Here is a 22,078-nt window from a genome sequence, read left to right as displayed (position 1 = left end):
GATCTTATGATTTTATTTTTAGCAGGCACAAGTGATGCGAGAGCATTAGCTATTCAATTGAAAAATCAAGGTTATCCCTTATTGGCAACCGTTGTCACAGAATCGGCAGCTGACAGTTTGAAGGCTGAAGGCATTGCTTATAAAGTGGGACGGCTGTCAGAAAATGACATGATTGAATTAATTCAGATGCAAGAGATGACCACTGTGATTGACGCAAGTCACCCTTATGCGGACGAAGCGTCAAAAACGGCAATGGCAGCAGCCAAAGCATGCAGCATTCCTTACATACGTTACGAAAGGCCAAATGAACAGTTCACCTCACCGCTCATAACTGAAGCCGAAAGTTATGAGGAAGCAGCAAAATTGGCTCAATCGCATAAAGGAACGATTATGCTGACAACCGGCAGCAAAACGCTGGAAATCTTCACAAAATATTTAATGCGTGATGATATCCGGCTTGTATGCAGGATGCTTCCAAACATGGGAAATATGGAAAAATGCCAAAAGCTTGGGGTTAAACAAAAGGATATTATTGCGATTCAGGGGCCATTTTCTGAGTCATTAAACAAAGCTCTTTGTGAGCAATATGAAGTGACCCTGATGATTACAAAAGAAAGCGGCAAAGTGGGATCGGTGGATGAAAAAATGACCGCTGCTCTGGAATTGGGGATACCTGTTATTTTGATTAAGCGGCCGCCGCTTGTATATGAAAACTTCTGCACTTCTTTCGAAGAAGTGATTCAAAGATTGGGAGGGCTTTACACATGGCAAACATGAACTTTAATACAACATTTGTACCGGTAACGGTAGATCCGGATAAAATTTATGATCACAGCTTCGCAATTATTAAAGAGGAGATGGGCGAGCATCCATTTACAGACGAGCAGTGGCTGGTGGTTCGGCGTGTCATCCATGCCTCGGCAGATTTCGAGCTGGGCAGAAGCATGATTTTTACACGGGATGCTATTGATGCAGGTGTTCAATCCATTTTAGCGGGCCGTCATGTCGTGGCAGATGTACAAATGATTGAAAGCGGGTCAGGACGCAAGCGATTCCAAAAGCATGGCGGGGACCTGCATTGTTATATTGCGGATGAAGATGTTGCAAAGGAAGCGAAGGCCCAGGGAACAACACGTGCGATCATTTCCATGCAAAAAGCTGTGAGTCTGCATGAAGGAGGAATCTATGCCATCGGCAATGCGCCAACAGCGCTCCTGGAATTGATTCGTCTAGTGAAAGAAGGGCTCGCGAAACCAGACTTGATTATTGGCATGCCAGTCGGCTTTGTATCAGCGGCAGAGTCCAAAGCCGAGCTGGCCGTGCTTGAAGGGATCCCATTTATTACGAATGCAGGGAGAAAGGGTGGCAGTACAGTGACGGTCGCTGCGCTGAATGCCATTTCGATAATGGCGGATGAACGGGCAAAAGCAGCGAAATAAAAAAGATCCATCCCAAATGCGGCACGGCTACACGACAGGTGCCTGTGCCGCAGCCATGACAAAGGCAGCACTGCAGGCACTAGTGACCGGAGAGGTGCCAAATGAAGTTACGATTTATCTGCCAGTTGGCCAGTATGCCACTTTTAAAGTGACGGCATTTGATCGGTCAGATGGCCGGGTCATGTGCGAAACGATCAAAGACGCAGGGGACGACCCGGACGCCACACATCAGGCACGAATTCAAAGTACAGTGACTTATGCCAAGGAAGAAGGCATCCATTTAGATGGCGGGATCGGTGTAGGACGAGTCACGAAAGCAGGGTTGCCAGTAGCGGTCGGGCAGGCAGCGATTAACCCTGTGCCGCGAAAAATGATCCATGGTGTCGTCCAGGAAGCAATGGATAAATATAAAGTAAATCGGGGCATTGAAGTAGTCATTTCGGTTCCGGACGGTGTAGAAATTGCAGAAAAAACATTGAATGGCCGATTAGGCATTATTGGAGGAATCTCGATTTTAGGTACACGGGGAACGGTGGTGCCATTTTCCAGTTCCGCCTATATGGCAAGTATCGCTCAGGCGATCAATGTCGCAAAAGAAGCAGGATGTGAGCATTTAGTCATTACAACAGGCGGACGCAGTGAAAAATTTGCCATGAAGCAATATCCGCATTTGCCGGAAGAAGCCTTTATCGAGATGGGCGATTTTGTCGGTTTTACTTTAAAGAATATAGCAAGGAAGAAGTTTCCCAAAGTCTCTCTTGTAGGGATGATGGGGAAATTTTCAAAAGTTGCACAGGGAGTTATGATGGTCCACTCGAAAAGTGCACCAGTCAGTTTCGAATTTTTAGCAGGTATGGCCAATAAAGTGGGTGTCAGTGAGGAAATTCAGCAGGACATTTTACAGGCAAATACGGCATCACAGGTTGGTGAAATCCTTCAGGGAAACGAAGCATTCTTTGAATCCCTTTGCCGAAACTGCTGCTATTATGCACTGAATCATATAAACGCAAGCATCAAAGTATCGACAACTCTGTATGCCATGAATGGAAGCTGTCTAGGAAAGGCTGAGAATATTGACAAATTGGATGAAGATGATTGGTATCGGGGATAATGGCGCAGAAGGATTGCTCCCCCCATACATAGACTGGATTCATGAATGTGATGTCCTGGTCGGCGGGGAACGTCATTTGCAATTCTTCCCGGAATTTACTGGAGAGAAAAAAGTAATCAAAGGCGGCTTGTCGGCATTAACGGCTGACCTGCAGCAAGAAAAACGCAATACAGTTATTTTGGTATCAGGTGATCCGCTGTTTTACGGGCTTGGCGGTGTATTGGCGAAAAAGCTTCCATTGGAGATTTATCCTTATACAAGCTCTGTTCAGCTCGCTTTTTCGAAAATGCAGGAAAGCTGGCAGGATGCGTATATTGTCAGCCTGCATGGCCGTTCTATTAAAGGCTTTGCCCAAAGAATCGACGGGCGGAAAAAGATTGCTATTTTAACAGACGAAAAAAATTCTCCGCAGGCCATTTCAACGTATTTAAAGAAGTTCGGCATGACGGAGTATGATGCCTTTGTTGCTGAAAACCTGCAGGGGGAAGATGAGCGCTGCCGCTTTTTCACTTTGGATGAAATGGAGCAATCGTCTTTTTATCCATTAAATGTGGTGATTTTAAAGCAGCGTGTGGCAGTAGAGCGTGCCTCACTGGGAATTCCGGATGATAGGTTCGTACAGAGAAAGCCGGATAAAGGCTTGATTACGAAAAAGGAGATCAGGACTCTTTGTATTCAGGAGCTGAAGCTAAAGGAAAACAGCATCGTCTGGGATATTGGAACCTGTACAGGCTCCGTTGCGATTGAGGCAGCGAAAATAGCCCGGGAAGGGGCCGTGTATGCGATTGAAAAGAATGAGGGCGACCTGGAGAATTGCCTGGAAAATCAATTAAAACATCGGACAGATTTCACGGCCGTCCTTGGAAAGGCGCCTGAGAGGCTGGATGAATTTCCTGATCCGAATGCGATTTTTATTGGCGGAAATGGCGGGAATATGGAGCTTTTATTGCAATCATGCCTTTCAAGGCTGCAGCCGAATGGCCGGCTCGTGATGAATATTGCCACAATCGAAAATCTCGCAGAAGCGATGAAGCATTTGAAAAATATGGGCTGTGAAGTATCCGTATTGCAGGCACAGATTTCAAAAAGCAAGCCAATCCTGCATTTAACACGCTTCGAACCGTTAAATCCCATTTTTATTGTGACTGCAAAGAAAGGAAAGAACTAAATGACAATCGGAACTTTATATGGATTAGGAGTCGGGCCGGGAGATCCGGAATTAATCACGGTAAAAGCATTCCGCAAATTGCAGGAAAGCCCGGTCATTGCTTATCCCAAAAAATTAAGAGGCAGTAAATCCTACGCCCATCGCATTGTAGACATGTATATAAATCCCGAAGAAAAAGAAATGCTTGGTTTGGTTTTTCCAATGACAAAAGACGAAGAGACATTAAGGGCTGAGTGGACAAAATCCGCAAAAGCTATTTATGGCTTTCTGTCTCAGGGAAAAGATGTGGCATTCGTGACGGAAGGGGATCCGATGCTGTTCAGCACCTTTATCCATTTAATGAAGCTGATGCAGACAATGCATCCTGAAGTTCCGATTGAAACGGTAGCTGGCATCTCGTCCTTTAATGGTTCTGTTAATCGCTTGGGAATTGCCCTGGCTGATGGTGATGACCATGTCGCGATGATTCCGGCAACCGGGAATATGGAGGAAATGCGGCGGGTGATTGAAACTCATGATGCGATTGTTTTCATTAAAGTAGCGAAAGTATTGGACGATATGCTGAATCTATTGGAAGAAATGGATTTACTGGACAAAACACATGTTGTAACAAAGGTTACATCTGACGAAGAGGTCATATGGAATGTCCATGAGCTCCGGGGAGCTGAGTTAAATTACTTGTCATGTATGGTGGTGCGCAAATGAAGAAAATTTGGATTATCGGAGCGGGACCTGGAGATCCCGATTTAATTACGGTAAAAGGCTTAAAGCTATTAAAAGAAGCCGATGTTGTCATGTATACCGACTCTCTTGTCAGCGAGACATTAGTGGCGGAAGCCAAGGAGTCGGCAGAGATTATCCGCACTGCCGGGATGCATCTTGAAGAAATGGTGGATTGCATTGCTGAACGAGTCAATGCTGGTAAAACGGTTGTACGTCTGCATACAGGCGACCCGGCCATGTACGGGGCAACGATGGAGCAAGTGGCGTTATTGAAACAGCACGATATCAGCTGTGAAGTAGTACCAGGCGTCAGTTCTGTTTTTGCCTCCGCAGCGGCAGTAGGGGCAGAGCTGACCATTCCGGATTTAACGCAAACTCTTATATTAACAAGGGCTGAAGGGCGGACACCAGTGCCGGAGCGTGAAAAATTACAGGCATTGGCCAGCCATCACTGTACAATCGCGATGTTTCTAAGTGCGACCTTAACAAAGAAAATCACAAAGGAACTGCAGGCAGCCGGATGGGCAGACAATACACCAGTTGCGGTTGTGCAGCGTGCTTCCTGGCCGGATCAGAAAATTATCCGCACCACACTGTCTGAGCTGGACGAAGCAATGCGTGTCAACGGCATCCGCAAGCATGCGATGATTCTGGCAGGCTGGGCATTGGACCCGCATATCCATGAAAAAGAATACCGCTCGAAGCTATATGACAAAACATTCACACATGGCTTCCGCAAAGGTGTGACGGCGAATGATTAGTTTGCGCGAAGGTGAAATTCCGGTAATTGAAAAGCGCAAACCCTATGCCCTTGTTGCCATTACAAAGCATGGGGTTGCGCATGCAAGAAGCTATACGGAAAAGTTCCCGTATGCAGACCTTTATTATATGAAAAAATTCGAACAGGGCGATGAAGAAGTACGGCAAATTCAGTTATTTGATGGCACGGTCCGCCTATTATTGCCCGCATTATTCCAGCAGTATAAAGGGATTATCTGCATCATTTCCCTTGGTGCTGTCGTCCGCATGATTGCCCCGCTTCTGATCGATAAAAAGAAAGACCCTGCCGTGCTGGTGGTTGATGATAAAGGCCAGTATGTCATCAGCGTTTTATCCGGCCATATTGGCGGTGCCAATGCATTAACACATGAATTTGCCCATGCGATTGGGGCGGCGCCCGTTGTGACCACCGCATCAGATGTTCAAAAAACAATTCCCGTCGATTTATTTGGAGCCCAATTTGGGTGGGTGTGGGATAGCGAAGAAAAATTAACACCTGTCAGTGCATCGGTTGTCAATGAAGAACATATGGCGATCGTGCAGGAAACCGGGGAGAAGAACTGGTGGACGTATGATCGGGAATTGCCGGAAAATCTAAAGATTTATCCATCAATAGAGGAAGCCATCAAGGCAAAGCCGCAAGCCGCACTGCTTATTACAGATCGCCTTATGGAACCGCATGAAGAGGTGCTGCTTGAAAACGGGGTCCTGTACCGTCCCAAATCAATTGTTCTCGGCATAGGCTGCAATCGCGGAACATCAATGGCTGAGATTGAACAAGTCATTGATGAAACATTGGCAGAAATGAAGTTGAGCAAGAAAAGTGTGAAAGCCGTTGCGTCTATTAATCTAAAGAAAAACGAGGCTGGCCTGCTTGAATTAACATCTAAATATAACTGGCCGTTTGTTACATACACACCTGAAGAGCTGAATGAGACTCCGATGCAGAATCCGTCGGACACCGTCTTCAAATATACAGGCGCGTATGGGGTCAGTGAACCGGCGTCCATGAGGTATGCGAATGCGAAGGAATTGCTGCTGGAGAAAAAGAAAAGCGGCAATGTGACCATCAGCATTGCACGCGTCCACTTTGAGGAGGGAAGAGGATGAATCGATTTGTTCTGGCAGGAACAGGAAGCGGTGTCGGAAAAACAACGTTCACCATCGGTATTATGCGTGCGCTGATGAAGCGCGGGTTAAACGTACAGGGTTTTAAATGCGGTCCTGATTACATTGACCCGGCGTATCATTCAGCTGTCACGAAACGCCCTTCCCGGAATATTGATAGTTTCATGATGGACCATGATACCGTCCGCGCCATTGTCTCAAGAGCGAGCAATGATGCAGATGCAGCGATTATAGAAGGGGTGATGGGATTCTATGATGGCAAATCCCCATTATCAAATGAAGGGTCTGCAGCTCATATTAGCGAGATTACAAGCAGCCCCGTCATTTTAATTGTCAATGCCGCAAGTATGGCAAGAAGTGCGGCGGCGATTGTAAAAGGTTTTCAAATGCTTGATGAAAACTCCCATATCGTCGGTGTCATTGCCAATCAATTAGGAAGCAGAAGCCATTTTGACATTGTCAAAACAGCGATTGAACAAGAATGCGGAATTCCTGTCATTGGCTATCTCCCGAAAGGAGCTGTAGCCAAGATGCCAAGCCGTCATTTGGGGCTGGTGCCGGCCATAGAACGCGGTGATTTAGATTCCTATTTTGACAGTCTGGCAGAAGCGATTGAAGAAACAGTCGATATTGATCAGCTTCTGGAACTAACGAAAGCCCAAGTCCTGGCGGTTTCCTCTTCGATTTTTGATGCACAGCCGGAAAGACAGGAAGTACATATTGCGGTTGCCAGAGATGCGGCCTTTAATTTTTACTATGAAGAAAACTTAGAATTGCTGCGTGCCCATGGTGCCACATTGGATTTCTTCTCTCCATTGCAAAATGAAGAGGTTCCCGAAAAAGCGCAAGGGCTCTATATAGGCGGCGGTTTTCCTGAAGAGTTTGCTGAAACTTTGGCAAAAAATGAAGCAGCGAAGCTTTCCATCAAGGCCGCGCTGGAGCGGGGACTTCCAACATTGGCAGAATGCGGCGGTTTTATGTATTTAACTGAAGAAATTGCGGATCGAAAAGGACAGGCATTCCCGATGATCGGTGTGATTCCGGGCCGGGTGAGGATGCAGGATAAATTGGCTGCACTCGGATATCGGGAAATTACAGGTGTTCCGGGCAACTTCCTGATGAATGAAGGAGAGCAGGCAAAAGGGCATGAATTCCATTACTCATCATATGAAGGAGAGCTTTCATCACCGGCTTACTTTAGCAAAGGCCGCTTCCGCTCTCAGCGGGAAGGCTATTTAACTGATAATCTTGTAGCCGGCTATACACACTTTCATTTTGCATCGAATCCCCAGCTTGTGAAAAATTGGCTGGCAGCTTGTTTGGAGGCAGAACATGAATTATTTCCCGTTATTAATGAATCTTGACTATAAAAAGGTGGTCATTGTCGGTGGTGGACATGTGGCACGCCAGAAGGCAGAAGCACTCGTGCCAACGAAAGCGCAAGTTACTGTGATCAGCCCGGTGGTTACTGAAAAATTAGAGCAGTATATCCATGAAGGACTTGTGACATGGAAAGAAAAATCGTTCGAACCGGCTGATTTAGATGACGCGGCCCTGATCTTTGCCGTAACAAACGACGAAGAAGTAAACAATGCAGTGGAAGAAGCAGCACAGCATTGGCAGCTGCTCAGCCGTGCAGATGCAAAGGGCCGTATTGATTTCATTAATCCCGCAGTTTTCCGACGCGGTGAATTCGTTTTGACCGTATCAACATCTGGCGCAAGCCCCGGTCTGACCCGCAAAGTGAAGTCAGAATTAGCAGAGGAATATGGAGAGCATTATGCGCAGTATGTATCTTTTTTAAAGGAAGCCCGTCAGCGAATCTTAGTGAAGTTTACGGGGGATGAAAAAAAGCAGCTTTTGGCAGAGCTTTTGGATCCTCAAGTTTTGGAGTGGGTGGAGCAAGGCGATATGCAAAAATGTGAAGCCTGGCTGCTTAAGCGTTTAGGAGAAGAGCAATGAGCGGATTTGTCTATATTGTTGGAGCTGGACCAGGTGACCCTAAACTGCTGACGATTCGCGGATTGGAGTGCATTCAGGAGGCTGATGTGATTTTATATGACCGTCTGGTGAATGCGGAAATTTTAACACATGCAAAAGAAGATGCAGAGCTGATTTACTGCGGGAAAGAGCCGGGAAGGCATGGATTGATTCAGGAAGAAATTCATCGGGTGCTGGTGGATCAGGCAAACCTGGGGAGGCAGGTGCTGCGCTTAAAGGGCGGTGACCCTTTTGTATTTGGACGCGGTGCTGAAGAAGCGGCCATTTTGCGGGAAGCGGGTATTCCCTTTGAAATTGTTCCTGGTATAACCGCCGGGATTGCTGCGCCTGCATATGCAGGGATTCCTGTGACACACCGTGATCATGCGGCAAGTTTTGCCATTGTGACAGGCCATGGCCGCGCTGAAAAGGAGCAGGACTTTTTAAAGTGGTCTGCGCTTGCTCAAATTGATACGGTCGCCTTTTATATGAGCATTGGCAATATTGCTCACATTACGAAAAGCTTAATTGCCAATGGCAAAAGCCGAACAACCCCTGCCGCTGTGATTGAATGGGGCACAACTGCCAATCAGCGGACGATTACAGGGACACTTGAAACGATTGCAGAGGATATCCAGATTCATGGCATCTCGAATCCATCGATGATATTGGTTGGAGATGTGGTTGGAGTACGGAATCAAATTGCCTGGTTTAGAGAAAAGGAGCATGAATTATGTTAGAAGCCTTGAAAAAACGCCGTGCGATTCGAAACTTTGAATCGCGCGAAGTAGAACGAGACAAAATCGAGACATTATTAGCAGCAGCCACATATGCACCAAATGACCGTATGCGTGAACCATGGCATTTCTATGTATTACAGGGAGAAAGCTTAAAACGCTACGAGCAGGTGGCACTTGATTACTTGCAAAAGCGCTTTCCCGCGAAGCCGAATTTAGTGGAGAGTTCCATGAAAGCCATCACGAACACGCCCTTGATCATAGTCGTGACATCCGCCATTGTTGAAGGAGATGAAGGAGCGACAAAAGATAATGTCTTTGCTGTAAGCAGTGCCATCATGTCGATGTGGCTGATGGCCGAACAGCTGGGGTTAGGCATGGTATGGCGTACAAGAGGCGTTGGTTTGGTGCATGATACCGCACTGCATGATTTAATCGGTGCATCTGACGAGGAGCAATTAGTGGGGACGCTATGCATCGGCTATCCGGCAGAAGAAATTGCCTCCGAGAAAAAGCGTACACCATTTGCTGAAAAGACAACCTGGCTTTAAGGAGGAATGTTGTATGGCACAAAAAGGGATGCTGTTAGTTTATACAGGCGATGGCAAAGGAAAAACAACCGCCTCGCTTGGTGTCGCATTAAGGGCCATTGGCCGCGGCATGAAGGTTAAATACTATCAATTTATTAAATCACCGGAACGTACATATGGTGAACAGCTGGCACTAAGAAAACTTGGTGTTGAAACTGTTCAATTAGGAATCGGGTTTACATGGACAAAAACTCCGGAGGAGCATCGACAAGCACTTGCGATCGCATGGCAGACGGTAAAACATGAACTAAAAGATGAAACAACAGATGTATTAGTGCTCGACGAACTGAATAATGCCTTGGCCATCACACGGTTTCCAATTGACGATGTGCTGCCGTTATCCGAGGTGGTAGACGCCATTCAAAACCGTCCAAAAAAGATGCATCTGGTTATCACAGGGCGTTCCGCACATCCTGCCATTCTCGAATTAGCCGATTTAGTGTCAACCATCGATGCCACCAAGCATTATTATGCCGAACAGGATGTTAAAGCCATGAAGGGGCTGGAGTTTTAAGCAGCCAGCCCGAGAATTTAGGACGCTGTATCTATTTAGGTTTTAGAAATTGAGGAGAATTTCAATGATTAAAGAATCCCCTTTGCAATACGATTTTGATAAGCTCTGGAAGGAAGGCATGCTGGACTGGCATGGCAGGATGCCGGAGCGAATGGTTGATGATGAGCTGGAAGAAGCCTTTTGGATGCAGTCCATGAAGAAAAAAAGATACAAGCAGACAGATGAGTATGCCAAAAAGATTTACGAAAAAATGAGGCCGCACATCCCGAAAGACTCTACCTGTATTGAATTAGGTCCGGGATGGGGCAACTATACATTTCCGCTCAGCCAGGATGTCAGAAGCTTAACGCTGGTCGATGGTTCAAAGAGTGTGCTCGCATACTTAAAGCAGTACTTTGAAGAGGATGGGCCTATCCAGTTTGTCCACAGCAAATGGGAAGAAGCACAATTGGAGCCGCACGATGTCGTGGTGGGGGTGAACTGCTTTTATCGGATGTATGAAATGAATGAAGCGCTGAAGAAAATGAACATGCTGGCAAAAAAGCGTGCCATTATCGGCTTAACAACAGGGCCTATTCAGCCTCATTACGTCCTATTGGATGAGCAGTTTGGCTATGACATTAAATACCCGCGCCGGGATTATATCATGATCGTCAACATGCTGTACCAGCTAGACATTTATGCAGATTGTGAAATGATAAAGCTTGAGCGGGAGCATCGTTATGATACATGGCAGCAGTTAATTGATGCCCAGAGCAAGAAAATCTTATCTCCCCGGTTTGAGCAAGCACATGTGGAAGCATCCTTGGAACGGTTTATTTCCAAAGAGGATGGCCAGTATGTGTACCGTTACCCTTTCCATGCAGCAATCATCAGCTGGGAGCCTGTAAAGCATATATGACTAGTGCACGATTTACATTACTGATGGCTGCACTGGCCGCGGGGCTGCTTGCTTCCATGACTTTTGCCGTGATGGTAGGATCTGTGGATATTACCCCGCGCCTTATTGGAGAAGTGCTATTCTCCAAGCTGGGTGTATTCACAGAAACAGATGCTTCCAAGGCACAAACGGTTATTATTTGGGATATACGATTCCCTCGTATTGTACTTGCGGCCATCGTAGGTGCTTCCCTGGCCATTTGCGGCGCAGCCATTCAAGCATTAGTGAAAAACTCGATAGCAGATCCTTATATTCTCGGAGTATCTTCCGGAGCATCCGTTGGAGCTGCATCTGTCATTTTACTTGGTGCATTCAGCATTTTGGGGGAGTATGCCATATCCTTGGCCGCATTCTTAGGGGCTATCCTTGCGGTCATGATTGTGTTTTTCCTAGCACGTGTCAATGGACGCCTATCGGTCATTCGTCTGCTTTTGGCAGGGATTGCAGTTTCGATGGTGTTATCCGCCATTACCAATTTTATGCTGATGATGTCCAAGCAGCAGGGCGGCATTCAAGCGGTCATGCATTGGATGCTCGGCAGTCTGGCAGGCGCGAAATGGTCCAATCTTGGCATCCCATTTTTTTCAATGCTGCTTGTTTTTATTCTGCTGCTTATGAATTATCGGCAGCTTAATGCTTTATTGCTTGGAGAGGAAACGGCCGCGACACTTGGTGTTAATCTGGACCGGTTTCGTATATTTATCATTCTCTTTGTATCCCTTCTGACCGGTGTGGTCGTCGCGGTCAGCGGAAGCATTGGCTTTGTCGGGCTGATTATCCCTCACATCGTACGGATGATGGCAGGGTCTAATTACAAAATGGTTCTCCCGATAAGCGCCCTAATGGGTGCCATTTTCTTAGTTTGGGCCGATATGGGTGCACGTATAGTGCTGGCGCCTGAAGAAATGCCAATCGGGATTATAACCGCTATTTGCGGAAGCCCATTCTTTATCTGGATGCTTAGGCGAAAGCAATATTCTTTTGGGGACGGTGAATAAGGATGATCCAGGTCAAAAATATGTCCTTTTCAGTGCCGGACAAGCAAATTATAAATAATATCTCTTTTTCTGTGGAACTGGGGAAATTCGTTGGCATCATTGGGCCGAATGGCAGCGGAAAATCTACGATGCTAAAAATCATTTATCGTCATTTAAAACAAACGAGCGGTTTCGTGACGATATATGAAAAAGATATTCTCGATATCTCTCAGAAAAAGCTTGCTCAGGAGTTAGCTGTTGTCAGTCAGGAAACACCGGTGCTCTTTGATTTTACGGTAAAAGATTTAGTCATGATGGGACGGACGCCGTACAAAAAATGGCTTGCCGCTGATAACCGGGACGACTTTGCCATTGTGGAAGAAAGCATGATGCTCGCAAATGTGCTTCACCTGGAAAACCGCACATTCAGCCATTTATCCGGCGGCGAGAAAAAAAGGGTGATGCTCGCTCGCGCCCTGGCACAGCAGGCAAACATATTAATTCTGGATGAACCGACCAATCATCTGGATATTGAACATCAATATCAATTAATGGATTTAGTGAAGGATCTGCCTATCACCATTGTGGCTGCCCTTCATGATTTAAATCTGGCAGCCGGGTATTGCGATGAACTCCTTGTCATGAACGATGGAGCTCTTTATATGTCAGGGACACCTGAGCAAGTCCTTACAGAAGAGACATTAAGAGAAGTCTTCCATATGCAGGCTGGTGTTTCGAAAAACCCATTTACCAAAAAGATTCATTTATTTTTTTACACAAACGATTAAATGGAATCGAGGGACCTATAAACATGAAAATCAGCAGAATTTGGGCTTTTCTGGTCTTAGCGGCCGTATTATTATTGTCCGCATGCTCAAGCGAAAAGGCAAATACAGCAAAGGTGAAAAGTGAACAAGCGGAGCAGACGGAGAAAGTGGTTATTGAAAATGAAGGGTTTGTGAATGAATACGAAGAAGCGCCAAAGCGTGCTATATCATTAAATCAGCATGTGACTGAAATCATGCTGGCACTTGGTTTAGAAGATTCAATGGCTGGTACAGCATTTTTAGATAACGAGATTTATGAGCCACTACAGGAGGCATACGACAAAGTTCCAGTATTAGCAGAACAGTATCCATCAAAAGAGCAAGTCATATCAGAAGAAGCAGACTTTCTATATGGCGGCTGGGAAAGTGCATTCAATGAGAAAAACATTGCAACACGTGAAGAACTAAAGAAATTAGGCATTAATAGCTACTTACAATCTTCATCTGTTAAAGTGGCACCCACCCTGGAAGATATCTATGGTGACATCCGCAATATCGCAAACATTTTTCGGGTAGAAGAACGCGGTGAAAAACTAATTGCCCAAATGAACCAAGAGATTGAAGCCATAACATCACAATTGCCCAAAGTAAAAGAGCCGCTGGATGTCCTGGTTTACGACAGCGGCGAAACAGATGTATTCACCGCCACACAAAACTTCATGAACACACTTGTCACAATGGCAGGCGGCCACAATGTCTTCGGGGATGTAAAAGGAAATTGGGCAACTGTCTCAAAAGAAGATGCAGTTGAACGCCAGCCTGATGTAATAGTAGTGATAGATTATGGATCAACAACTGCAGAACAAAAAATAGAATTCCTAAAAAAAGATCCGGCCTTAAGCCAGACACCTGCCGTCCAAAACGAACGCTTTGTCATCCTGCCTTTATCAGCAGCATCTGAAGGAGTTCGTGTTGGGGAAGCGCTTGAGGTTTTGGCAAAAGGTTTTTATCCGGAAGCTTTCAAAAATTAGGTTGTCAGTGGGGGTTTAGATTTCAAAATAGATTTATTCGCTGAGTTGATTGGAGCGGAGGGCACTTAACTCCTGTGGGAGCAGCGGGAGAGGTGAGACCCCGCAGGCGCATGCGCCGAGGAGACTCACCGCACGCCCCACGGAAAGCAAGTGCCCGCAGTGGAAATCAACGGACATTATCCATAAGCAAAATTTAATAGAGGGAGGTCACCTAATGACAACCTGGAACCTAACCAAAATGCAGCGTCACCTGCTCATCTGCAACGGCGCAACCTGTATGGGAGCAGGCGCAGAAGAAGTCACACAGCAAATACGCGATGAAATCCGAAAAAACCGTTTAGACGAGCATATTCATACATCCCGTACACGCTGCAATGGCCGCTGCAAAGACAAATGCGTCGTCATTGATTACCCAAAAGGAACCTGGTATTCAGTCCAGCAGGAAGATACAGCCCGCGATATTGTTCATGAAACAGTGAAAGAAGAGGCAATCATTTACTCCATGGAACACGGCGAACGCAAACGCAATGAAAACCGCATAAAAGGAATTGATAAATACAAGAAAGGAAAAGGAACAATGAAAAAAGCTGTCTTATTTGTCGGGCATGGCAGCAGGATGGAGGCAGGGAATAACGAAGTCCGCCATTTCATCGGGCAAATGAGAGACTGCATTGACCCAGCCCTTCTGGTAGAAACCTGCTTCTTGGAATTTGCAACCCCCAATATTGAAGACGGAATTCAGCTTTGTGTTGAAAAAGGGGCAGATGAAATCCATGTCATTCCCATCATCCTATTGCATGCCGGACACTCCAAGCTGCACATTCCGGCAGAAATTGAACATGCCAAAGAGCATTTCCCGGATATTCAGTTCACCTATGGCCAGACGATAGGGGTTCATGAGGAAGTCCTTGAAATATTAAAAACAAGACTTGCCGAAACCGGCTTTGATGTAAATCAAACACATGAAGATACGGCTATTTTATTAATCGGACGGGGCGGCAGCGATCCATATGCCAATGCTGATTTTTATAAGATCAGCAGATTGCTGTGGGAAAAGTTAAATGTATCTGCTGTTGAATGTGCCTTCATGGGGGTTACAACCCCAACCGTCAAGGATGGGATGGAGCGCTGCATTAAACTGGGCGCCAAAAAGATCATCATGCTGCCATATTTCTTATTTACCGGCATTTTAATGGAAAGAATGAACAAAATGGCCGAACAGTTTAAAGCAAGCTATCCTCATATATCCATAGATATTGCTGAATACTTCGGCTACCATCCAAAGTTGAGAACAGTGCTGCTAGAGCGTATGAATCAGGCCCTTGACGGCACTTCGACAGGAATGAAGGATCTGGAAAATTTCCGTAAGTATGCAGAAGAACATGGCTATGAGCATCATCACCATCATTAAAATGAATAATTCCTATAAGATAATTGATCCGGCTGCCAAATGGCAGCTTTATTTTTTATAAAATGCTTAGAATTAACAGGTTCAAGAATAAATAAATTCAAAATGGGTGAATTTAGTACTATCTGTAATAGAAAGGCTGATTCTCAATGGAGAAAAAATTATTGAACCTGCTTCTAGGATTGTGCATTTTTTCAGTTCCATTTTTGTTTAAAGGGAAAAAAATGAGGGAGACTTTAGTTGTCTTTTTCTCGAAAGGCGTTCTGGCCACTCTTGTTGATGCCTATGTTGTTGGAACGAAAAGAGTTGAATATCCGGTCCGCCCTTTTTCAAAAATTTTTAAAACCAACGTAATTTATGATATTTTGTTTTTCCCGCTTTTAAGTGTGATTTGGGTTAAGATTTCTTACAATGACAAATTAAGAAATATCTTTCTCAAAAGTTTGATATTCAGTGTCCCAATGAGCATCGCCCAATGGTATTTTGAGAAAAACACCAGGCTATTCAAGTGGAGGAAATGGTCCATTTTCCATACCTTTGGCAGTGTGAATTTTACCTTATTCACTATTAGAGGTTTTGTTGGGTTTATTAAAATATTGGATCGATTAAAGAATAATCGGAACTTAACTAAGTTAGAAGGTTAATGTTTTTTTGCATACTGCCTTACTATATCCCATAATAAAATTCATGCTGCCATTACGGCAGCATTTTTTATGTATATTGCTGATGTAAATCTTACTCCATGCAAAGTCTCAGAAACGCATCTGGTATTAATACACAACCGGAATTAATAAATAAAAGAACACTATGATTTAAATTATCCATGATGACGGTTATTAAATTTGCGCTCTGTCCATAAGAAAACGTCCGTAATCACCTTAGCTAATATAATGACGATTAGGTAACATATAAAAAGAAAAAAATAGTTTGTATTTCCATATAGCTTGAATAGACCGAGACCTATAAGAAGAGGCTTAAAAACAAAGGCTAAAACGGCAGAAGTCAGCACAGTATAAACATAGTAATTTTTTTTATGATTCAATGTCCATTGATAAACAAGCATAAATGTGACAGGAACGAAACTGGAGTCAAGGGATAAACCTGGAACCATTGGAATCATAGGAAAAGGATAATTCAGCAGCCCGGAGGTTTTATTGTACAAGTCGATATAGCCAAATAGCATATGAATACTATAACCATAAAATCCCATGAAAAATAATTTTCTTTTATCAATTTTGAAAAATAACACGATTAAAGGAACAATAAAAAGCATAACCATAAACCAATATTCAAAGGAATTGTAAATGCTGTATTCCACCCAGTAATCATTTAAAGCTTTTTGTCCCTCTTTACCCATTTTGACAATCTGATCGAAGTCTTTTATCCGGTTTTCCTCCACGGCGAATTAACCCCTTTTAGATACGTGTTATCTACTTCTATATTTCCTAATTTCTTATTTTAATATGTGTGATTTTATAAGGACATTGAGGAAAGACTCATTATTTTTTACTTATCGCTAATCAAACAATGTCGAACATTATGGCCTAGGGGGAAGGACTAAAAAATTCATTATGGAATAATAAGTAACAGGAGTCTAAAGAAAAGGAAGGCTGTGTGGGATAAATGAAGGATGAAATTAAGAAATATTCACTTGTGGGTACAGTCAAAGCGGTAAGTATAAGCAAAAAGCACACTTTCAGTAAAAAAAATCAAAATATCATAAAACTGGTGAAGGGTTTTGGGATCGAAGGGGATGCCCATTTTGGTTCAACGATTAAACACCGGTCAAGAGTGGCACAAAACCCTGACCAGCCGAATCTAAGACAGGTTCATTTAATCCACAGTGAGTTATTTGAGGAGTTAGCAGACCGTTTCCATATTGAACCTGGCCAAATGGGTGAAAATATTACAACTGCCGGAATCAATCTTCTTGAACTGCCTGCTGACAGTGTTTTATTTATTGGGACATCTGCCGTTATTCAGGTAACTGGATTACGGAATCCTTGTGTTCAGATCGATCATTTTCAACCTGGTCTTTTAAAGGCTGTTATTGACCAGGATGGAGGAGGAAACTTAATAAGAAAAGCTGGAATAATGGGAGTTGTTTTGGAGGGCGGAGAAGTGAAGCCAGGTGATGAAATCCGTGTTGAATTACCGCCAAAGCCTTTTAAAAAGCTAGATCGGGTTTAATACCTGTTAATTAAAGGGCAAATTACATTCGTACACAGGGAGATGAATAGTATTGAAAAATCTGCTGATTCCTATTTTAATAGGACTGATGGCTTTCTTGTATATTTTCATTATTCCTCAAGAGCCCCTGGCAATGAAGGTCGTCTTAAAGCTGATTCCTATGGCACTAATTATTATTTATGCATTCCGTAAGCTCCCTGCCAGTCCTTCGCCGGCATTGCGTTTAGTCGTTATAGGCTTATTTTTCTGCATGCTCGGGGATGGATTCATTGCCGTGTCATTTGTTGCCGGACTTGGAGCTTTCCTGGTTGGCCATCTTTTCTATTTGACTGGATTCCTGAAAATGGCGGATATCACTAAGCTGCGGCTGGCTGCCATAATCCCGATTGGTTTATATTCCTGGCTCATTGGCCGCCAGCTGATTGCATCCATAGCTGCTGAGGGAAATGGGATGCTGATGATGCCGGTTATTGCCTACATGCTGGTCATTTCAATAATGGCTTTATCAGCCATCCTGACCGGCAGCAAATGGGCCATTGCCGGGAGCCTTTTGTTTGTGATCTCGGACTCCATTCTGTCTTGGAATATGTTTGTTTCAGGCGTTTTTTATTCAGATGTTTTCATCATGACAACTTACTACTCTGCCCAATTCCTGATTGCGTGCAGCCTTTCTTCAATTGGGAAAAGAGAGGCGAAAATCACAGCAAAATCGGAAGGGATTCTGCCATTGTAAATTGATTTTCTTTCTAAAAGGTACATTTTGAATGCATAAAAGACTTTCCGATAATTAAGAAAGTCTTTTATTTTTTTCATTCTACTCTCCTTCAGGTTTTATCTCATCCAGCCTGCGTAAACTCTCCATTCTCGTTATCCAATATCCGGCATAGTAAAGTGTGAGGAAAATGACAAAATCATATAAAGTAGACCAGCTTTTTGGATTATAAAAATCGATGGCGTTAAAGAAATTCATCCCTCCAAAAGCTGCAATGGCAGAGAAAAGGATTCCTTTTAACAAGCTATTCATTTGCGGTTTTATCTGGAGAGCAAACATTATTCCTACCGGTGCTAAAGAAAAGTGATACGGCAAAAATAGAAATGGTGCCAGAGGAATAATGATAAGAGGATAGGACCATAACCCCAAGGATAATGCTGCCAGATCGATTGTAAGGGATAAAATTATAATTAATAAACCAGCTAAGAGAAGACGTCCAGTGCTGTCCTTTTTCCTGTACTTAATCCATACCAGCCAGGGTATGATAAACAAAGCAAGTCCAATCCACCATTGCCATGTTGTAATAAATTCGTCCTTAACTATTTCTGCGAATACAGTGCTTACCTCAGTAAACTTTTCATATGCTTTTTCAGATTTTGCCAGTCCCTCTTCAAACGCCATATAATTCACCCTATCTATATCTAATTATTTTTATATGATAAAGCTATTATGCCATTCACTTTTTAGAAACTATTTCCAGATATAGATCCTCTGTTTGTTGTAACCATGATAATTGGGAGACTATCGCTCATTAACCAAATGCAAATTTATGTAACGACCGGGTGTGCATCGAAATCATTGTATTTTCTTTCCGCCTCTACACAACATATATAATGAGGAGGTAAAAAGATGCCTAACGCGTTAGAAGCAATTTTTAATATGCTCAGAATTTCATTTGATAATACAAATGAACCTAAATCTCTCTTACATGTGATTGAAGTTGGAGACCTATGGAAGTATGTAACTTTAGTTGAAGAATTTATCCGGTACGAAGAAATGGGATTAAACACAACTGCTGATGATGAAGTACGGGAAATGCTGACAGATATAGTAAAGGTATGTGAAGCACAGGTGAAAAGGGTAGGCAATTTTATGAAAAACGAAGGAATTCCTTTACCTGATGTAACTTCTTCAAAGCCAAATTCAAACCCGAAAGATGTTCCCTTAGGTGTTAAGTTAACGGATGATGAAATTGCAAATGGCGTCGCCTTTAAATTAGTTACATGTTCACAAGCATGCGCAAAAGGACAGGCAGACGCTATCCGTAATGATTTAGGCCTCATGTGGACTGAATTCTTTTTAGAATGGACAGCAATAGGGGCAACTGTAAAAACATTGATGAGGAAAAGAGGATGGCTTAAAGTGCCGCCATATTACTATACTCCAGGTTCTCCACAAAGGTAAAAAACCAACTCAAGGGGTTTGAGTTGGGTTTTTCATTTTTCGGAGGAGGTGTTTAAATAGTATTCTGCCTGAGCAGTTTGGGAAATGAGTGCTTATTAGGGAGTTTTTTAAGCCGGTAGTGAAAATTAACGGCGAGAGGAAAGGTGGAGGTTCGGATGCAGCGTATACATCCACTGAAGGCGTCCCAACTGTGGACGGCATGGGACCGCTCGGAGAATTTTCCCACAGTGAAACAGATGAGTATATCGATTTAAAAACGTTCCCGAAGCGAACGGCTTTACTGGCAAGTACGATCGAGAGGCTGAGCAAGCTTGGATAACAATGTTAACCTCCTGGCCAGGATTTCATATTAAACAAAAAGGAGATCATTTTTATTAGAAATGGTCTCCTTTTATTTTCTTGATCTTCATTATTTTAAATAAATAGCTGACAAAAGGTAACACTAATCCAAGAAAATAACGGGAGGCAATCAAAATGGACAAGGATTCATTTAATCACCATACAAAAATTACGGCACCTGAATTAGCTACCCTCTGGTCACAATATATGAATGACAGCTTATCTCGCTGCATACTGCGTTATTTTGTTCATCATGTCAAGGATGAAAACATCAAGGATGTCCTTATCTATGCACTTGATTTATCTGAACGGCATCTCCAAAAAGTAAAGGTATTTCTGACAGAAGAAAAATATCCAATACCTATTGGATTTACGGATGAAGATGTCAATCTGGAAGCTCCGCCATTGTTTACCGATACATTTATGATCATTTATATTCATATCATGTCCATTCATGGGCTAACAAGATATGCCGGTGCAATGGGAAACGCCATTCGCGAAGACCAGAGGCAATACATGATGCAAGTGATAGGGGAAACTCTTAAACTGGTCGATCGGGCATCTAATGTCTTGCTGAACAAAGGGATTCTGAGTAAGCCGCCGGTTTTTAATAATCATCAGTCTGTTGACTTTTTGGAAGAGAAAAAATATTTAACAGGGTGGCTTGGAAAACGCAGACCAATTAGCGCAGTTGAAATTAGCGGTACATATATGAATATGCAAAAGACAATGGCGAAAATTGTTCTGGAACTGGGCTTTAGTCAAGTGGCTCAATCAAAAGAGGTACGAAAATATATGGAAAGAAGCAGACATCTCTGCCATAAACACTTTGAGATCCTCTCATCAATGTTGGAAGAAGATAATTTAAACATACCGAAAACTCTTGAAACAGAAGTAACCGATTCAACTGTTCCACCCTTTTCTGACAAACTGATAATGACACATATAGCAGCACTGCTTTCATCTGCCATAGGATATTATGGTGAGGCATTGTCCATGTGCCAGAGGAGGGACTTATCAGCGAGCTACGCGCGAATGATTGCTGAGATGGGAGTATTAGCTGAAGATGGCATCAATTTATTAATCAAAAATGAATGGATGGAGCAGCCGCCCATTGCGACCGATCATGAAGAATTGGCAAAGAGAAAATGAATCCAGCCACATGATCATAAAACAGGATAAAGTCATTGAAAGTCTTTTATGGAGTATCGTTTTGCACAAGTTTTGCATGGCAAGCTTTATAAAAGAACTCTTTTTATTGTCTTGGTAGTACTGACCATATCAATTCCAATTTCAATGAAGTAATTCGTTTAAGCTTTCACGGAAAAATACAGGAAGCAATTGTTCTGACTAATTATCAATGGCTGATGCTCTATCCAGGTTTATACTTTTTTGCCATGTGGGATGCGTTAAAGAGGCAGGCTGAGGAGGAGAAAAAAACTTCTCGTAACTCCCATTTGTCTGATCAGCGGCATTTATAACAGCAGGGCTCTTGGTCCCATCAAAAGTAAAGATTTGGAAATCACTCTTGGGACTATGTGGTTTCCCATGTTATGTGTTTTTCCTGGACTTCTTATGGGAATCAGCTTAAAGAGAATTTTGAATGGACAGTTATACCTGCATTTGATTCATTATGGATGAATAGCCGTCAGCCTGAGGAAATTCAAACAGAAGGGTATTGCTGTTAATGATCGTGCAGGTTGTGCCTTCAGGAAGATTCAGCCAAGTGCCGGGGGGAGGAGCATCCCATTTTTGCACCTCATCAAAGCTATATTTGACATTTGCAGCGGAAAGCTGCTGACCATAATGAAAATTAGTTACATGCAAACGGATCTGCATGGTATGTTCATTAAGCCATTTTATTTCTTTCGCAAGTGAAGGAATCAATCCGCCTTCCCGGTCTGCCCTGACTGGTTCTTCCATTGTATTAAACAGCACATATAGCCAATTCAGTTCCGAAAAATCCGCTGCATGAATCGTTCCTCTTGGATATTCCAGCGTGTTTTCTCCTTTCATATCCCATCTCCTTTCCCTCATATATCAATATCTATATTTGCCCTTAACTGTATGTATGTGCAGT

26 protein-coding genes are annotated in these 22,078 nt (G+C 43.5%); 23 read left to right on the top strand and 3 right to left on the bottom strand.

Going from position 1 to position 22,078, the window contains the following annotated elements; genetic code table 11:
* The first annotated feature begins 6 nt into the window (after positions 1–6).
* The 18 genes from cobK to AC0VZ9_RS15380 all read left to right on the top strand — a co-directional run bounded on the left by cobK (position 7) and on the right by AC0VZ9_RS15380 (position 15,937).
* Positions 7–777 (top strand): precorrin-6A reductase, encoded by a 771-nt coding sequence (gene cobK / locus AC0VZ9_RS15465; RefSeq protein WP_019383378.1) that lies wholly within the window; start codon positions 7–9, stop codon positions 775–777.
* A complete protein-coding gene (locus tag AC0VZ9_RS15460; RefSeq protein ID WP_175502202.1) occupies positions 774–1,439 on the top strand; it encodes a precorrin-8X methylmutase in 666 nt (221 codons plus the stop codon). Before cobK ends, AC0VZ9_RS15460 begins: the two co-directional genes overlap by 4 nt.
* On the top strand, positions 1,414–2,550 hold the full coding sequence (locus AC0VZ9_RS15455) for a cobalt-precorrin-5B (C(1))-methyltransferase (RefSeq protein WP_034296892.1): 1,137 nt from the start codon (positions 1,414–1,416) through the stop codon (positions 2,548–2,550). Before AC0VZ9_RS15460 ends, AC0VZ9_RS15455 begins: the two co-directional genes overlap by 26 nt.
* On the top strand, positions 2,525–3,718 hold the full coding sequence (locus AC0VZ9_RS15450) for a bifunctional cobalt-precorrin-7 (C(5))-methyltransferase/cobalt-precorrin-6B (C(15))-methyltransferase (RefSeq protein ID WP_009334113.1): 1,194 nt from the start codon (positions 2,525–2,527) through the stop codon (positions 3,716–3,718). Before AC0VZ9_RS15455 ends, AC0VZ9_RS15450 begins: the two co-directional genes overlap by 26 nt.
* On the top strand, positions 3,719–4,423 hold the full coding sequence (gene cobI / locus AC0VZ9_RS15445) for a precorrin-2 C(20)-methyltransferase (protein ID WP_009334115.1): 705 nt from the start codon (positions 3,719–3,721) through the stop codon (positions 4,421–4,423).
* Complete coding sequence (cobM, locus tag AC0VZ9_RS15440) at positions 4,420–5,202, top strand: precorrin-4 C(11)-methyltransferase (RefSeq protein ID WP_071158350.1); 783 nt, start codon at positions 4,420–4,422, stop codon at positions 5,200–5,202. The genes cobI and cobM overlap by 4 nt, the downstream gene beginning before the upstream one ends.
* Complete coding sequence (locus tag AC0VZ9_RS15435) at positions 5,195–6,331, top strand: cobalt-precorrin 5A hydrolase (protein WP_475396410.1); 1,137 nt, start codon at positions 5,195–5,197, stop codon at positions 6,329–6,331. The genes cobM and AC0VZ9_RS15435 overlap by 8 nt, the downstream gene beginning before the upstream one ends.
* Positions 6,328–7,713: a cobyrinate a,c-diamide synthase gene (locus AC0VZ9_RS15430; protein WP_427037093.1), complete on the top strand. Its 1,386-nt coding sequence runs from the start codon at positions 6,328–6,330 to the stop codon at positions 7,711–7,713. Before AC0VZ9_RS15435 ends, AC0VZ9_RS15430 begins: the two co-directional genes overlap by 4 nt.
* Positions 7,682–8,311: a precorrin-2 dehydrogenase/sirohydrochlorin ferrochelatase family protein gene (locus AC0VZ9_RS15425; protein ID WP_427037092.1), complete on the top strand. Its 630-nt coding sequence runs from the start codon at positions 7,682–7,684 to the stop codon at positions 8,309–8,311. The genes AC0VZ9_RS15430 and AC0VZ9_RS15425 overlap by 32 nt, the downstream gene beginning before the upstream one ends.
* Positions 8,308–9,069, top strand: coding sequence for a uroporphyrinogen-III C-methyltransferase (gene cobA / locus AC0VZ9_RS15420; protein WP_009334120.1), 762 nt, complete (start codon positions 8,308–8,310; stop codon positions 9,067–9,069). The genes AC0VZ9_RS15425 and cobA overlap by 4 nt, the downstream gene beginning before the upstream one ends.
* Positions 9,063–9,617: a nitroreductase family protein gene (locus AC0VZ9_RS15415; protein WP_192908717.1), complete on the top strand. Its 555-nt coding sequence runs from the start codon at positions 9,063–9,065 to the stop codon at positions 9,615–9,617. The genes cobA and AC0VZ9_RS15415 overlap by 7 nt, the downstream gene beginning before the upstream one ends.
* A gap of 13 nt (positions 9,618–9,630) precedes the next feature.
* On the top strand, positions 9,631–10,170 hold the full coding sequence (locus tag AC0VZ9_RS15410) for a cob(I)yrinic acid a,c-diamide adenosyltransferase (protein ID WP_192908716.1): 540 nt from the start codon (positions 9,631–9,633) through the stop codon (positions 10,168–10,170).
* Positions 10,171–10,234: 64 nt separating this feature from the next.
* On the top strand, positions 10,235–11,071 hold the full coding sequence (locus AC0VZ9_RS15405) for a class I SAM-dependent methyltransferase (protein WP_427037091.1): 837 nt from the start codon (positions 10,235–10,237) through the stop codon (positions 11,069–11,071).
* The gene (locus AC0VZ9_RS15400) at positions 11,068–12,108 is read left to right on the top strand and encodes a FecCD family ABC transporter permease (protein ID WP_034296895.1); all 1,041 of its coding nucleotides are present in this window, start codon (positions 11,068–11,070) and stop codon (positions 12,106–12,108) included. Before AC0VZ9_RS15405 ends, AC0VZ9_RS15400 begins: the two co-directional genes overlap by 4 nt.
* A gap of 2 nt (positions 12,109–12,110) precedes the next feature.
* Complete coding sequence (locus AC0VZ9_RS15395; RefSeq protein WP_475396409.1) at positions 12,111–12,875, top strand: ABC transporter ATP-binding protein; 765 nt, start codon at positions 12,111–12,113, stop codon at positions 12,873–12,875.
* Between the two features lie 23 nt (positions 12,876–12,898).
* A complete protein-coding gene (locus AC0VZ9_RS15390; RefSeq protein WP_192908713.1) occupies positions 12,899–13,885 on the top strand; it encodes an ABC transporter substrate-binding protein in 987 nt (328 codons plus the stop codon).
* Positions 13,886–14,099: 214 nt separating this feature from the next.
* Positions 14,100–15,296 carry a CbiX/SirB N-terminal domain-containing protein gene (locus AC0VZ9_RS15385; RefSeq protein ID WP_475396408.1) on the top strand — a complete coding sequence of 399 codons (1,197 nt, stop codon included), beginning with the start codon at positions 14,100–14,102 and terminating at the stop codon, positions 15,294–15,296.
* Positions 15,297–15,442: 146 nt separating this feature from the next.
* A complete protein-coding gene (locus tag AC0VZ9_RS15380; protein WP_009334136.1) occupies positions 15,443–15,937 on the top strand; it encodes a CBO0543 family protein in 495 nt (164 codons plus the stop codon).
* Positions 15,938–16,110: 173 nt separating this feature from the next.
* On the opposite strand, the gene AC0VZ9_RS15375 is transcribed toward AC0VZ9_RS15380, so the two are convergent.
* The gene (locus AC0VZ9_RS15375; RefSeq protein ID WP_475396407.1) at positions 16,111–16,692 is read right to left on the bottom strand and encodes a hypothetical protein; all 582 of its coding nucleotides are present in this window, start codon (positions 16,690–16,692) and stop codon (positions 16,111–16,113) included.
* A gap of 224 nt (positions 16,693–16,916) precedes the next feature.
* Between AC0VZ9_RS15375 and AC0VZ9_RS15370 the strand changes: the two genes are divergently transcribed.
* Complete coding sequence (locus tag AC0VZ9_RS15370) at positions 16,917–17,483, top strand: MOSC domain-containing protein (RefSeq protein ID WP_475396406.1); 567 nt, start codon at positions 16,917–16,919, stop codon at positions 17,481–17,483.
* A 52-nt stretch (positions 17,484–17,535) separates the two neighbouring features.
* Positions 17,536–18,216: a lysoplasmalogenase gene (locus AC0VZ9_RS15365; protein WP_475396405.1), complete on the top strand. Its 681-nt coding sequence runs from the start codon at positions 17,536–17,538 to the stop codon at positions 18,214–18,216.
* Positions 18,217–18,297: 81 nt separating this feature from the next.
* Here the strand turns inward: AC0VZ9_RS15365 and AC0VZ9_RS15360 are convergent, their stop codons facing one another.
* Positions 18,298–18,876, bottom strand: coding sequence for a CBO0543 family protein (locus AC0VZ9_RS15360; RefSeq protein ID WP_475396404.1), 579 nt, complete (start codon positions 18,874–18,876; stop codon positions 18,298–18,300).
* A 228-nt stretch (positions 18,877–19,104) separates the two neighbouring features.
* On the opposite strand from AC0VZ9_RS15360, the gene AC0VZ9_RS15355 reads away from it, so the two are divergent.
* The 3 genes from AC0VZ9_RS15355 to AC0VZ9_RS15345 all read left to right on the top strand — a co-directional run bounded on the left by AC0VZ9_RS15355 (position 19,105) and on the right by AC0VZ9_RS15345 (position 21,150).
* A complete protein-coding gene (locus AC0VZ9_RS15355; RefSeq protein ID WP_009334146.1) occupies positions 19,105–19,659 on the top strand; it encodes a DUF3231 family protein in 555 nt (184 codons plus the stop codon).
* Between the two features lie 118 nt (positions 19,660–19,777).
* Complete coding sequence (locus tag AC0VZ9_RS15350) at positions 19,778–19,978, top strand: M20/M25/M40 family metallo-hydrolase (protein ID WP_226280733.1); 201 nt, start codon at positions 19,778–19,780, stop codon at positions 19,976–19,978.
* 155 nt (positions 19,979–20,133) lie between these two features.
* Positions 20,134–21,150, top strand: a complete 1,017-nt coding sequence (locus tag AC0VZ9_RS15345; RefSeq protein ID WP_251174658.1) for a DUF3231 family protein — start codon at positions 20,134–20,136, stop codon at positions 21,148–21,150.
* 459 nt (positions 21,151–21,609) lie between these two features.
* On the opposite strand, the gene AC0VZ9_RS15340 is transcribed toward AC0VZ9_RS15345, so the two are convergent.
* On the bottom strand, positions 21,610–22,014 hold the full coding sequence (locus tag AC0VZ9_RS15340) for a hypothetical protein (RefSeq protein ID WP_251174659.1): 405 nt from the start codon (positions 22,012–22,014) through the stop codon (positions 21,610–21,612).
* Between the last annotated feature and the right edge of the window lie 64 nt (positions 22,015–22,078).

This window comes from Cytobacillus sp. QJM3NY_8 (assembly GCF_056173585.1).
The sequence above is the reverse complement of the archived record's forward strand: the minus strand, read 5'-3'. Positions and strand labels throughout refer to the sequence as shown.

What these genes read in the sequence shown, in the direction of transcription:
- cobK (WP_019383378.1), top strand. Translation starts at nt 7, where the DNA reads ATGATTTTATTTTTAGCAGGCACAAGTGATGCGAGAGCATTAGCTATT.
- AC0VZ9_RS15460 (WP_175502202.1), top strand. Translation starts at nt 774, where the DNA reads ATGAACTTTAATACAACATTTGTACCGGTAACGGTAGATCCGGATAAA.
- AC0VZ9_RS15455 (WP_034296892.1), top strand. Translation starts at nt 1,414, where the DNA reads ATGAACGGGCAAAAGCAGCGAAATAAAAAAGATCCATCCCAAATGCGG.
- AC0VZ9_RS15450 (WP_009334113.1), top strand. Translation starts at nt 2,525, where the DNA reads ATGAAGATGATTGGTATCGGGGATAATGGCGCAGAAGGATTGCTCCCC.
- cobI (WP_009334115.1), top strand. Translation starts at nt 3,719, where the DNA reads ATGACAATCGGAACTTTATATGGATTAGGAGTCGGGCCGGGAGATCCG.
- cobM (WP_071158350.1), top strand. Translation starts at nt 4,420, where the DNA reads ATGAAGAAAATTTGGATTATCGGAGCGGGACCTGGAGATCCCGATTTA.
- AC0VZ9_RS15435 (WP_475396410.1), top strand. Translation starts at nt 5,195, where the DNA reads ATGATTAGTTTGCGCGAAGGTGAAATTCCGGTAATTGAAAAGCGCAAA.
- AC0VZ9_RS15430 (WP_427037093.1), top strand. Translation starts at nt 6,328, where the DNA reads ATGAATCGATTTGTTCTGGCAGGAACAGGAAGCGGTGTCGGAAAAACA.
- AC0VZ9_RS15425 (WP_427037092.1), top strand. Translation starts at nt 7,682, where the DNA reads ATGAATTATTTCCCGTTATTAATGAATCTTGACTATAAAAAGGTGGTC.
- cobA (WP_009334120.1), top strand. Translation starts at nt 8,308, where the DNA reads ATGAGCGGATTTGTCTATATTGTTGGAGCTGGACCAGGTGACCCTAAA.
- AC0VZ9_RS15415 (WP_192908717.1), top strand. Translation starts at nt 9,063, where the DNA reads ATGTTAGAAGCCTTGAAAAAACGCCGTGCGATTCGAAACTTTGAATCG.
- AC0VZ9_RS15410 (WP_192908716.1), top strand. Translation starts at nt 9,631, where the DNA reads ATGGCACAAAAAGGGATGCTGTTAGTTTATACAGGCGATGGCAAAGGA.
- AC0VZ9_RS15405 (WP_427037091.1), top strand. Translation starts at nt 10,235, where the DNA reads ATGATTAAAGAATCCCCTTTGCAATACGATTTTGATAAGCTCTGGAAG.
- AC0VZ9_RS15400 (WP_034296895.1), top strand. Translation starts at nt 11,068, where the DNA reads ATGACTAGTGCACGATTTACATTACTGATGGCTGCACTGGCCGCGGGG.
- AC0VZ9_RS15395 (WP_475396409.1), top strand. Translation starts at nt 12,111, where the DNA reads ATGATCCAGGTCAAAAATATGTCCTTTTCAGTGCCGGACAAGCAAATT.
- AC0VZ9_RS15390 (WP_192908713.1), top strand. Translation starts at nt 12,899, where the DNA reads ATGAAAATCAGCAGAATTTGGGCTTTTCTGGTCTTAGCGGCCGTATTA.
- AC0VZ9_RS15385 (WP_475396408.1), top strand. Translation starts at nt 14,100, where the DNA reads ATGACAACCTGGAACCTAACCAAAATGCAGCGTCACCTGCTCATCTGC.
- AC0VZ9_RS15380 (WP_009334136.1), top strand. Translation starts at nt 15,443, where the DNA reads ATGGAGAAAAAATTATTGAACCTGCTTCTAGGATTGTGCATTTTTTCA.
- AC0VZ9_RS15370 (WP_475396406.1), top strand. Translation starts at nt 16,917, where the DNA reads ATGAAGGATGAAATTAAGAAATATTCACTTGTGGGTACAGTCAAAGCG.
- AC0VZ9_RS15360 (WP_475396404.1), bottom strand. Translation starts at nt 18,876, where the DNA reads ATGGCGTTTGAAGAGGGACTGGCAAAATCTGAAAAAGCATATGAAAAG.
- AC0VZ9_RS15355 (WP_009334146.1), top strand. Translation starts at nt 19,105, where the DNA reads ATGCCTAACGCGTTAGAAGCAATTTTTAATATGCTCAGAATTTCATTT.
- AC0VZ9_RS15345 (WP_251174658.1), top strand. Translation starts at nt 20,134, where the DNA reads ATGGACAAGGATTCATTTAATCACCATACAAAAATTACGGCACCTGAA.
- AC0VZ9_RS15340 (WP_251174659.1), bottom strand. Translation starts at nt 22,014, where the DNA reads ATGAAAGGAGAAAACACGCTGGAATATCCAAGAGGAACGATTCATGCA.